The 11,544-nt window shown below is 68.1% G+C and carries 10 protein-coding genes; 3 read left to right on the top strand and 7 right to left on the bottom strand.

The window, feature by feature from the left end:
* Positions 1-17: 17 nt before the first annotated feature.
* Positions 18-722, bottom strand: coding sequence for a TetR/AcrR family transcriptional regulator (locus AB4Z55_RS22145; protein WP_004023378.1), 705 nt, complete (start codon positions 720-722; stop codon positions 18-20).
* 111 nt (positions 723-833) lie between these two features.
* Between AB4Z55_RS22145 and AB4Z55_RS22140 the strand changes: the two genes are divergently transcribed.
* The gene (locus AB4Z55_RS22140) at positions 834-2,288 is read left to right on the top strand and encodes an MFS transporter (RefSeq protein ID WP_369520558.1); all 1,455 of its coding nucleotides are present in this window, start codon (positions 834-836) and stop codon (positions 2,286-2,288) included.
* 9 nt (positions 2,289-2,297) lie between these two features.
* Here the strand turns inward: AB4Z55_RS22140 and AB4Z55_RS22135 are convergent, their stop codons facing one another.
* Both AB4Z55_RS22135 and AB4Z55_RS22130 read right to left on the bottom strand, forming a co-directional pair.
* On the bottom strand, positions 2,298-3,290 hold the full coding sequence (locus tag AB4Z55_RS22135) for an alpha/beta hydrolase (RefSeq protein WP_369520557.1): 993 nt from the start codon (positions 3,288-3,290) through the stop codon (positions 2,298-2,300).
* Between the two features lie 46 nt (positions 3,291-3,336).
* Positions 3,337-4,851, bottom strand: a complete 1,515-nt coding sequence (locus tag AB4Z55_RS22130; RefSeq protein ID WP_369520556.1) for an acyl-CoA synthetase — start codon at positions 4,849-4,851, stop codon at positions 3,337-3,339.
* A 143-nt stretch (positions 4,852-4,994) separates the two neighbouring features.
* Here AB4Z55_RS22130 and AB4Z55_RS22125 point away from each other — a divergent pair, with 143 nt between their 5' ends.
* Positions 4,995-5,972, top strand: a complete 978-nt coding sequence (locus tag AB4Z55_RS22125; RefSeq protein ID WP_369520555.1) for an IS481 family transposase — start codon at positions 4,995-4,997, stop codon at positions 5,970-5,972.
* Here AB4Z55_RS22125 and AB4Z55_RS22120 read toward each other — a convergent pair.
* The 3 genes from AB4Z55_RS22120 to AB4Z55_RS22110 all read right to left on the bottom strand — a co-directional run bounded on the left by AB4Z55_RS22120 (position 5,969) and on the right by AB4Z55_RS22110 (position 9,173).
* Positions 5,969-6,805 (bottom strand): SDR family oxidoreductase, encoded by an 837-nt coding sequence (locus AB4Z55_RS22120; RefSeq protein WP_369520554.1) that lies wholly within the window; start codon positions 6,803-6,805, stop codon positions 5,969-5,971. The two genes, AB4Z55_RS22125 and AB4Z55_RS22120, sit on opposite strands and share 4 nt — an antisense overlap.
* Before the next feature lie 45 nt (positions 6,806-6,850).
* Positions 6,851-7,648: a maleylpyruvate isomerase family mycothiol-dependent enzyme gene (locus AB4Z55_RS22115; RefSeq protein ID WP_369520553.1), complete on the bottom strand. Its 798-nt coding sequence runs from the start codon at positions 7,646-7,648 to the stop codon at positions 6,851-6,853.
* Between the two features lie 70 nt (positions 7,649-7,718).
* Complete coding sequence (locus AB4Z55_RS22110) at positions 7,719-9,173, bottom strand: aldehyde dehydrogenase (protein WP_369520552.1); 1,455 nt, start codon at positions 9,171-9,173, stop codon at positions 7,719-7,721.
* A 113-nt stretch (positions 9,174-9,286) separates the two neighbouring features.
* On the opposite strand from AB4Z55_RS22110, the gene AB4Z55_RS22105 reads away from it, so the two are divergent.
* Positions 9,287-10,372, top strand: coding sequence for an AraC family transcriptional regulator (locus AB4Z55_RS22105; RefSeq protein ID WP_369520551.1), 1,086 nt, complete (start codon positions 9,287-9,289; stop codon positions 10,370-10,372).
* On the opposite strand, the gene glsA is transcribed toward AB4Z55_RS22105, so the two are convergent.
* The gene (gene glsA, locus AB4Z55_RS22100; RefSeq protein ID WP_369520550.1) at positions 10,303-11,517 is read right to left on the bottom strand and encodes a glutaminase A; all 1,215 of its coding nucleotides are present in this window, start codon (positions 11,515-11,517) and stop codon (positions 10,303-10,305) included. The genes AB4Z55_RS22105 and glsA overlap by 70 nt on opposite strands.
* Between the last annotated feature and the right edge of the window lie 27 nt (positions 11,518-11,544).

Raw genomic sequence — 11,544 nt, 5'->3', positions numbered from 1 at the left:
CGTCGTGCGCCGGGCACCTAACGGGCGTCGGGGCGCTCCGCGTCGAGCCGTAACCCGGTGAGCAACAGTTCGAGACCGGCACGGAACTGGTCGATGTCCTCGTGGCCGTCGAACTCGTCGACGATGTAGTGCATGAACGGGTATTCCGCGCGGTCGAGCGCGCGCCACTGGTCGGCGATCGAACGCAGATAGTCGCCGGCGGCGACCGTTCCGTCGATGACCTCCTGCGGCGGATCCTGACCGAGGTCCGCGGCGACGCCGATGACGTAGCCGAGGATCGCGGACACCGCATGAAAGCAGCGCCGGGGGGACAGATCCAGACGCATCACCTGTCGGCCCAGGCGCTCGTAGAAGAGCAGAGCGTTCGACTGGACCGTCGTATTACGCATGAAATACGCAGCGAGCCAGGGGCGCTCGGCGATGGCGGCGAACAGGGTCTCCGCCATCGTCCGGATGTTGTCGATCGGATCGGCGTCGGTGCCGATCCCGTCGAGCGCGGTGAGCACTCCCGCCAGCACGTGGTCGGTGGCGCGGTCGAGGAGTTCGTCCTTGTTCGACACGTACCAGTAGACGCTTCCCACGCCGCCGCCGAGACGGGCGGCCAGGGCCCGGAACGTGAGGGCGGCTTCGCCGGATTCGTCGAGGAGTTCGACGGCCGCGTCGACGACAGCCTCGAGTGAATGCGTCACGCGACGCCGAGTGCCGCGCCGTTCGGGGGTCATGACGTCTATCCCATCACACCGCGGGACACGCACTTGCTCCGACTCGAACAACGTTCTAGTCTCGAACCATGTTCGATAACCGAACAACGTTCGATGAAAGGAGGTGCGGAGATGATCCCGATGCTTCAGTCGTCCCCGGCCCGGTCGTATACATCCCTGCGTGCCGCATGGATTCCCCTCGCCGCCCTGTGTCTGGCCTTCTTCGTGGAGATGGTCGACAACACGCTGCTCACGATCGCTCTGCCGACGATCGGCCGTGATCTCGGTAGTGGTACGACCGCCCTGCAGTGGGTCACCGGCGCCTACTCGCTGACGTTCGGCGGGCTGCTCCTCACCGCGGGTTCGGCTGCCGACCGCCTGGGCCGACGCCGGGTCCTGCTCGTCGGGCTCGCCGCGTTCGGGCTGTTGAGCCTGTTGGCGATCGCCGTGCACTCCGCGGGGGAGCTGATCGCCCTGCGTGCCGCCCTCGGTGTCTGCGCCGCAGCCATGGCGCCGATCACCAACTCCCTGGTGTTCCGCCTGTTCGACGCGGACGAACTGCGGATGCGTGCGATGACGCTGATGATCATCGTCGGGATGAGCGGCTTCATCCTGGGGCCGGTACTCGGCGGGACCGCGCTCGCCCACGTGAGTTGGGAGTGGCTGCTGGTCGTCAATGCCCCGATCGCGCTCCTCGCATGGATCGGGGTGCGGCTCGGCGTGGCGGCCGACCGCCCCGAGGGTCTGACCGGTGACGCCCTCGACCTGCCGGGCGCGGTCCTGAGCATCACGACGATCGGTCTGGCCTGCTATGCGCTGACCAGCGGAGTCGAGCACGGATGGGCGTCGATCGTCACGGTGGGATGCGCGCTCGGTGCCGTCCTCGCCCTCGTCGCCTTCGTCTGGCACGAACGTCGCACCGCACAGCCGATGCTCGACCTCTCGATCTTCACGTCCGGCACGGTGCGCGGCGCCGCGATCGCCCAGATCGGGACCTCGATCGCGATGGCCGGTGTCATGTTCGGACTGATCCTGCATTTCCAGTACGCCTACGGGTGGAGCCCGGTGAAGGCCGGACTCGCGAACCTCCCGATGATCGTCACCATGATCGCGGCGACACCGATCTCGGAGGGTCTGGCGAAGAAGTTCGGTCACCGGATCGCGTGTCTCGTCGGCGCAGTGCTGCTCGCCGGCTCCCTGGCCGGCCTGGCCTGGGGCGTCGAGCACGGCTACCTCGCCATCGCGCTGTTCATGGTCACCCTCACGATCGGTCTGCGCACGGTCATGACGATCTGCGCGGTCGCCCTCGTCGACGCGATGCCCGAGAACCGGACCTCGATCGGCGCCGCGCTGAACGACACCGCCCAGGAGGTGGGGACGAGCGTGGGGACGGCTGTGGTGGGCACCCTCATCGCGGTGCTCGTGACTGCGACCCTGCCGGCCGGGGTGTGGAGCAGCGATCTGGTCGCGTCGTTCTTCACCGGGGAGCGGATCACGTATGCGGCTCTTGCGGTGGTCGTCGGTCTGATCGCCGGATGGGGTGCCCTGACCCTGACCGACTCGCGGACGGCGGAAGAGCCCCACTAGAGAGGGATGTCAGCGCACGGCAAGTGTGGTGATGGTGCGGGTGTCCAGCAACAGGTCGTAGTAGCGGCCGCCGGGGTAGTAGGTCGCGGTGACGGCGTCAGCCACCATGTCCGACGACCAGCCGGTGGCCAAGGTCCGGAGGACCCGGCCGTTGCGGGGACGCGGGACGGCCAGTTCGGACAGTTCGCCGATCAGATCGGTCGACTCGCCTTCGGCGTCGATGTGGATCCCGGTGACCAGCCGCGAGCCGAGGAACGTCTGCCGCGTCGTCCGTTGGAGGACGGCCACACCCTGCCCGAAGTTGTTGGAGGCCGACGGCTGCGACGCGATCACTCGGATCGGAAGCCGATCGGCGCCGAGAGATGCTGCGGCGGAGGCGAAGTTGACGCCGAAGAACGAGTTCACGGGGTCGAACAGCATGAGCCCGGCGAGCCGGCGGTAGGCGACCGGGTCGGCGCGGCGGAGCGCGTCGGCGGCCACCACGACGAACTCGCCGCCGGCCGAATGTCCCGAGAAGATCATCCGGTAGGGCATCGTGACGTCGGTCCGTCCGGCGGCGGCTCGCGCTCGCACAAGGCTGTTCGCCAGCGGGCTGTCGAGGTCGCGCCCCGACCCGAAGACTCCGCCGATGGTCCGGGCGAAGGCCGCGTTGTCGGCGATGTTGTACGCGACCGCGCACCCGCCGAGGTTGACCGAGTCCAGCGTCGGGCTCACGACCAGGAACCCGTCATCGGCGTACGCGCGGGCCACGCGGTCGAGGTTGGCCGCGGTGCGGGAGAATCCGTGCTGCAGCCAGACGAGCGCCGATGGCTGCCCGGGTGGGAAGTACCAGCGGGCCGAGACCCGGACGGGCTTGCCCGCACATTCGGTGGCGATGTCCGACGACTCGACGACCGGGCCGCCGGTGCCGGGCGCGGCGCGGGCCGCTGGTGGCGCGGCACCGGCGAGCGCCATCGCCGCAAGCGTTGCGATCAGGAACCAGCGGAACCATCTCCCGGACATCCGGCCAGTCTAGGACCGGCCGGATGACACGGTGCGTGGATTCCGCCTAGAGCTTGCGCTTGACCAGCTTCCCGGTCGGCGTGCGCGGCAACGTGTCCCGGAAGATCACCTCGCGGGGCAGCTTGAACTTCGCGATCCGCGGGCGCAGATGGTCCAGGAGCGCGTCGGCGAGATCATCGTCCCCGCTCCGGCCCTCGACGGGTTGCACGACGGCCGTCACCCGCTCGCCGAGATCGGGGTCGGGCACGCCGATGACCGCGGCGTCGAGCACCGCCGGGTGGGCGAGCAGCGCGTCCTCGATCTCCCGCGGATAGATGTTCACCCCGCCCGAGATGATCAGGAACGAGTCCCGATCGGTGAGGAACAGGTGACCCTCGTCGTCGACATATCCGACGTCGCCGGTCGTCGTCCACGTGGGGTGGTCGGGATGCTGTGCGGCGCGGGTCTTCTCGGGATCGTTGTGATACTCGAACGGAAGCGTGTCCCGCTCGAAGTAGATCGTGCCGATGGTGCCGGCGGGCACCTCGGCGCCGGTGGCGTCACAGACCCGGATCGTGCCCAGCACCGCCCGCCCCACCGTCCCCGGATGTTCGAGCCACTCCGGTGTGTCGACGATGGTGAGACCGTTGAGTTCGGTGGACGAGTAGTATTCGGAGAGGATCGGCCCCCACCAGTCGATCATGGCCCGCTTGACGTCGACCGGACACGGTGCTGCGGCGTGCACCGCGACCTTCAGGCTCGAGGTGTCGTACCGCGCGCGCACCTCCTCGGGCAGGCGGAGCATGCGGACGAACATCGTCGGCACCCACTGGCTGTAGGTGACGCGATGCTCCTCGATCAGCGCGAGCGCGCGTTCCGCGTCGAACCGCTCCATCACGACGACGGTGCCGCCGAGTGCCTGCACCGATGCGCAGGTCCGAAGCGGCGCAGCGTGATACAGCGGCGCGGGCGACAGGTACACCGTGTCGGGTCCGACGCCCCACACCGAGGCGTTCATCGCTGTCATGGTGTCGCCGGGCTCGTCGATCTGCCGGTTGGGCAGCTCGGGCTTGATGCCCTTGGGGCGGCCGGTGGTGCCCGAGGAATAGAGCATGTCCGCGCCCCGCGGTTGATCCACCGGCGGTGTGGTCGGCTGCGCCGACGCGGCGGCGTCGAGGTCGTCGTGACCCTCGATCGGCCCGGAGTAGGCGAAACGCGTCTCGACACCGGGGGTGAGCGGGATGAGCTCGGCACCGAGGTCGTCGAGAACCGCGTCGACGATCAGTGCCTTGGCCCCGCAGTCGGTCACGATGTAGGCGCTCTCGGCCGGGGTGAGGTGCCAGTTCACCATGGTCAGGTAGAGGCCTGAACGCATTGCCGCCCAGTAGATGTCGAAGATCCGGGCGGTGTTCGTGGCGAGTACCGCGAGGTGGTCGCCCGGGCGCAGGCCGCGATCGGCCAGGGCCCGGGCGACCTGGATGGACCGGGTCTCCAACTGTGTGAACGTGACCGTCTCCCCGGACTCGGCCATGATGACCGCGGGGTCGTGCGGGCGGGTGGAGAGGTGGGCTCCGGGGTACATCAACACTCCTCGTGCATGAGTGGGGTGGGTCGATCTAGTTGTAACTCTTGGGGAGGTTGTGAACGGCGTGGTTCCGGTCAACAGGTGAGGGCCTCCGGTATCGATGTGGTTACCACACACACGCCGATCACCAAGAGGCCCTCATGACCCACCGTAATGCTTTTCTCACCGAACGTGGCCGTCTGGCCCTGGCTCAGTGCGTCGTCGACCAGGGTTGGCCTCTGCGACGAGCCGCGGAACGATTCAACTGCTCCACCGCGACCGCCAAGAAGTGGGCTGACCGCTACCGGCAGACCGGTGAGGCCGGCATGGCAGATCACTCCAGCCGCCCCCGCCGCTCACCCACCCGACTTGCGGTGCGCCGTGAACGTCGAATCATCAAGCTGCGGTTTGTCCGCCGCTGGGGCGCTGCACGTATCGCCGCACACCTGCGGCTGGCGAGATCGACCGTTGAGGCGGTGTTGCGCCGGTATCGGATGCCGCTGTTGCGTCACTTGGATCAGGCCACCGGTCTTCCGGTACGCCGGACCCCGCCACGCCGCTACGAACACGACGCTCCCGGCGACCTGATCCACGTCGACATCAAGAAGCTCGGCCGCATCCCTGAAGGCGGTGGGCACCGCAAACTCGGGCGTACGATCGGCAACCGGCACAACAAGAAACACCGCCCGGGGTACGCGTACTTGCACCACGCCGTCGATGACCATTCCCGGCTGGCGTACTCGGAGATCCTCACCGACGAACGCAAAGAGACCGCCGCGCAGTTCTGGGACCGGGCGATGGCCTTCTTCCAAGGGCACGGCATCACCGTGCGGCGAGTGATGACCGACAACGGATCGTGTTACCGATCAAAGGTTTTCGCGGAATCTCTCGGCGTCGAGATCAAGCACAAGAAGACCCGTCCCTACCGTCCGCAAACCAACGGCAAGGTCGAGCGCTTCAATCGCACCCTGGCCTCGGAATGGGCCTACGCCGAGTTCTACAGCTCAGAGACCGCCCGCACAGCCACCTACGACGACTGGCTGCACCACTACAATCACCACCGAGCCCACAGCGGTATCGGCGGACTCACCCCGATCGAACGCCTACACGTTCACAACCTGCCCGGGTCTTACATCTAGTACAGGTAGTCCTCGCCGCTGGCGCGCACGGTCACGTCGGACAGACTGATGCCCCAGGGCTGATCGATGACGTGGACGACGGCGTCGGCGAGGTCGTCGGGCTTGATCAGCCAGTAGTTGATGGAGTCGACGTCGGTGAGTTCGGCGGGGAGGTCGTCGTTCATGAGGGCGGTGACGTGCTCGCCGTAGGAGGCTGCGCGCTGACCGACGAGGCCCATGATCGCGGTGTCGTTGACGATCCAGCTGGCGAGGTTGGTGCCGGTGATGCCGGTCGGCTTGACGGTGGTGACCTTGATCTTGCCCTTGGCCTCGATGCGCAGCGAGTCCGAGATGGTGGTGACGGCGGCCTTGGTGGCGCTGTACACACCCGATCCCTCGATGCCGGCGTTGCCGTAGATCGACGAGATGTTGACGACCTGTCCGCGACCCTGGGCGATCATCTGGTCGTACACCGCGGAGATGCCGTTGACGACGCCCTTGATGTTGATGTCGATGGCGGCGTGCCATTTCTGCCAGGCCCGGGCGTGATCGGCGAAGTACGCCAGCGGCATCACGCCTGCGTTGTTGACGAGAACGTCGATGGCGCCGAACTTCTCGACGGCGGCCGTCGCCGCTGCGGCGACCTGCTCCATGTCGGTGACGTCGGCGACCTGGGCCAGCGCCGACCCGCCTGCTGCGCGGATGCCCTCGACGACGGTGTTGACGTTGTCGGCGTTGACGTCGACCCCGACGACATGCGCGCCGGCGGCCGCGGTCTTCTCCGCGATGAGCTTGCCGAAGCCGCTACCGGCGCCGGTGATGACGATGACCTTGTCCTTCAGGTACTGGGACATGGGTGTACTCCGTTCTGGTCGAGAGGTTGCGCTGGGGGGTGACGGTCAGACGATGTCGACGGCGTCGAGGACGGCGGCGACGTGGTGCCGGTCGCCGTCGATGGTGACCGCTGACCGCCAGGCGCTGCGGGTGGTGGCCCAGCGCAGGAAGTCGGTGGCCGAGGAGGTGGCGACATCGGCCGGCAGGCCGGCGGTCTCGCGCACGGTGACGATCGTGCCCGCGGGGTCCCGATCGAGGACGAACGAGCGGTCCGTGACGCCGGTGAGACGCAGCCCGATGGGCCGCTCGAGCGTGGGATACAGTGCGGTCCCGTTCATCTGCGGCAGACCGGCGATCATCCAGTCGATGGCGGGATCGATGGCGGCGCTCACCGACACCTCGGACGAATCCACCGGCCCGAAGGGTTGCAGGAGATCGCTGGTGAGGTGCACCAGGTGGTCGAAGGCGACGGCGTCGCTGAGCTGACTGAGCCGATAGGTGCCCAGGTCCATCATGTCCAGCGGCTGGTCCCGCACGTCCTCACCCTGCAGCGCCGCCAGGGTGGCGAGGCCGGCCTCGGACTGCGCGTGGTAGTACTCGACGGCCTGCTCCGGCGTCCAGTCGGCGCGCTCGCGCACCGCGGCGTCGTTGAGCCGCTCGGACTTTCCGCTCGGATTGTCGGGAAAGACCAGGTTGGGGTCGGCGATGAAGTTGAAGAAGAATCCCATGTGGGTGACGACGTCGTGGACGCGCCATCCGTGGCACGCGCTGTCGGCCGCCCAGTCGGCGGGCGTGAGCCGGTCGAGCAGGGCGAGGGTGTCGTTCACCAGTGCTTTCGCAGCGGTGACTCCGGCATCGGACATGGCCGATCGCCTCCTTGAAAAGTGATGTGGAAGAGGTGTTGTGAGAAGAGATATGCGGGGAAAGGAGTGCTCAGCCCGGCAGGAAGATCGACTTCAGGTTCTGGTAGGCGGCCAACCCCTCGGGGCCGAGTTCACGGCCGATCCCGCTGGCCTTCACGCCGCCGAACGGCGAACCCCAGTCGAGGTTGAAGTAGTTGACGCCGAACGAGCCGGTCTCGACGCGGCGGGCGACGTCGACGCCGCGGTCCGGGTCCGATGTCCACACCGTTCCGCCGAGCCCGTACGACGAGTCGTTGGCCAGGCCGATGGCATCGTCGAGGTCGTCGTAGCGCAGGACGGTGAGCACCGGTCCGAAGACCTCCTCGCGGGCGATGGTGGCCGAGTTGTCCACGCCGCCGAAGACGGTGGGCTCGACGAAGAACCCGCGGTCCAGATCGGACGGTCGGCTGCCGCCGGTGGTGATGGTGCCGCCCTCCTCGCGAGCGCTGTTGATCATCGCCAGCACGCGGTCGCGGTGCCGACCACTGGCGAGCGGACCCACCGCCACGGACTCGTCCATCGGGTCGCCGACCGGCAGCGACGCGCACATCGCACTGATGGCGTCGAGGTACTCGTCATAGCGGCTGCCGGGCACCAGGATTCGGGTGGACATGTAGCAGGTCTGGCCGGTGTTGAGCAGCGAGGCGGTGGCGAGGCCGCCGACGGTCTGCTCCAGGTCGGCGTCGTCGAGCACCAGGGCGGCGGACTTGCCGCCGAGTTCGAGGGTCACCGGGCGGATGAGTTCGCCACAGACACGGCCGATCTCGCGACCGGCCGGGGTCGAGCCGGTGAACGCGACCTTGTCGACGTGCGGGTGCGACACCAGGTGGCGGCCGATCTCGCTGCCGCCGTTGACGATGTTGAGGACGCCGGCGGGCAGTTCGGCGGCGATGGCCGCCTCGGCGAGGACGTAGGCGTCGAGGCTCGTCTCGGGGGAGGGCTTGAGGACCACGGTGCAGCCGGCGGCCAGCGCGGGAGCGATCTTGAACATCGAGAGGATCGCGGGGAAGTTCCACGGCGCGATCGCCCCGACGACGCCGATGGCCTCGCGGCGCACGATCGTCGAGCCGGGCAGCGGCTGGCTGGTGCGTGTCTCCTCCACCGGGGTGGACTCGACGAGGTCGGCGTAGTAGCGCAGCAACTGGACCGGGGCGGCGCCCTCGGCGAAACGTGCCAGCGCGATGGGCATGCCGTTCTCGGAGGTCACCGCCGATGCGCGGTCCTCGGCACGCTTGTCGAGCTCGTCGGCGAACCGGCGCAGGTGCGCTGCGCGGTCGGCAGGCGTGAGGTCACGCCAGCCCGACGACCGGAAGGCATTGCGGGCGGCCGCGACTGCCGCGTCGACGTCGTCGGTGGTCCCCGCGGGTACCGAACCGAACTGTGCCTCGGTCAGCGGCGAGATGACCGGGATCGTGGCCGAGCCGGACGGCGCGCGCCAGCCGCCGTCGATGTAGAAACTCGTGCGAACGGATTCGATGGTGGTCATCTCGTACTCCTTGCTGTGTCAGCCGTCGAGCGTCCGGCCGTGTGTGTCCATGATCACTCCGGACAGTCCCGAATTTCTTGACATCTCATGACGACTATTTGACAGTTGATGCCATGGCCGATCTGATCTGCGCGTCGTCACTCAGTCAGCTGCCAGAACTGATCGAGGAGCACGACGGCGACGCCCGCGCGATGCTGGCCCGCGTCGGCGTCGACCCGGCTGTGGTCGGCGCCTATGACCGCTTCATCCCGTTCACCGCGTTGTCCACGATCATCGGCCTGTGCGCCGCCGAGTTCGGTGTGCCCGACTTCGGGCTCCGGCTGGCCGCCCGGCAGGACCCGGACATCCTCGGTCCGGTCGCCATCGCGGCCCGCAACGCCGAGACCGTCGGCGATTCCTTCCAGCAGATCTCCGCCTTCGCGCACGTCTACAGCCCGGCCATCACCGCGCAGATGCACTACGGCGAGCGGGAGGTCGCCTACGAATTCGACACGGTGCTCCAGCGGGTGCCGTACCGCCCGCACGTCGTCGAACTCGCGATGGGCGTCACCCGCTCGACGTTCCGTATGACACTCGGACACGAGTTCCGAGCCAATCGCATCACGCTGGCGCACCCTGCCATGTCGGAGCCGCGGGTGTACGCCGAGTACTTCGGTTGTCCGGTCGACTTCGAGGCCCCGGCCAACCTGGTGGTGTTCCCGCGCGGGGTGATGCACCAGACGCTGCGGCGGGTGGACCCCCTGGCCTACGACGTGGCCATCCGGTTCATGACCGGACACGACCGGGAGACGGCGTTCGTCGACGCGGTCTCAGCGCTGATCGTGCGCGCAGTCCCCGCAGGCGCCGCCACGCTCGACGCGGTGTCGAAGCTGCTCATGATGCATCCCCGCGCGGTGCAGCGGGGTCTGGCCGACGACGGCGCGACCTTCGAGCAACTCGTCGACGACGCTCGCCGCGACCTCGCCGTCTCGCTGCTCGCGAATCGGGGTGTCCCGCTGTCCGCGGTGGCACGTCAGATCGGGTACTCCGAGCAGAGCACGCTGACCCGGAGTTGCAAACGCTGGTTCGGGATCCCGCCGCTGGCGAAGCGACGTGAGCTGAGCGCAGCCGGTCTCGGCGAGGCCGGGCGTCAGGTGTCCGGGTTCGCCGCGTCATCGGGGTCCATGAGATCGCTCGGGTCCTCGATGCGCACGTCGTAGTCGTCCCCGAGTCGCCGGGCGACCTCGTCGATCAGCCGGCGGGCGGCGTCGTCCATCACCCGGACGTGGGTCAGGTCGAGAACCACCGACTCGGTGTCGAAGCCCTCGCAGGCGCGGCTGGCGACGATCTCCGCTCCCGCGAAGCGCACATCGCCCTGTAGTTCGACGACGGTCGCGCCGTCGCGTTCGGTCACCGATCGCAGCGCGGGCCGACCGGTGGGGGCCACGTGCATCATGTGCAGTTCCATGTCGCGGGACAGACGCTCGAAGACCGCGACGCCGCGCACGCTGTTGCCCTGCTCGTCGAGCCGCGGCGACCACACCGCGAGCCCGACCTGACCGGGCAGCACGCCCAGGATCGCGCCGCTGACACCGCTTTTCGCGGGGATCCCGACGGTCGCCATCCAGCTGCCGCTGCCGTCGTACATGCCGCAGGTGGCCATGACCGACAGGACGTGCCGGGTGATCCAGCCTTCGATCAGGCGCTCGTCGTCGCCCGTCGACAGCCCGCCGTTGGCGAGTACGGAGCCCATCACCGCGAGGTCGCGGCAGGAGACCCGAATGGAGCACTGGGCGGCGTAACCGTCGACGACCTCATCGGGTTCGCAATCGAGTTTGCCTGCCGACCGCAGCAAATAGGCCAGGGCCGTGTTGTGGTCGTCGGAGGCGAGTTCGGCGCGGTGGACGTCCTTGTCGACCGTGACGCGGCGGCCGGCGAGGGTGCTGACGAGAGCGATGACGCGGTCGGTCCGGTCGGTCGCGTCGGTGCCGTCGATCAGCCCGTGGACGGCGACCGCGCCCGCGTTGATGAGGGCATTCCGTGGCCGCCCGGTCTCCGCCTCGAGTGAGATCTCGTTGAACGCATCGCCCGACGGTTCGGTGTCGACGCGTTCGAGCACCGTGTCGAGCCCTCGGTCCCGAAGTGCGAGCGCGTAGGCCGGGACCTTGGAGATGGACTGCAGGGAGAACTCGTGGTCGGCGTCCCCGGCGGTGTACACGGTGCCGTCGATCGTTGCCATCGCGATCCCGAACGACGACGGATCTGCATGTTCGAGTTCGCGATTGCCCGCCGCCACCTCACCGCCGTCGTCGTCGCGGCATTCGTGCAGGACACGTTCGAGGTAGTCCTCGATGGGGGAGCGCATATCCCACGGTAGCCACTCCGGGTCGGC

Origin of the sequence: Gordonia sp. ABKF26 (assembly GCF_041103195.1) — a bacterium.
Classification (GTDB): Bacteria; Actinomycetota; Actinomycetes; order Mycobacteriales; family Mycobacteriaceae; genus Gordonia; species Gordonia terrae.
The sequence above is the reverse complement of the archived record's forward strand: the minus strand, read 5'-3'. Positions and strand labels throughout refer to the sequence as shown.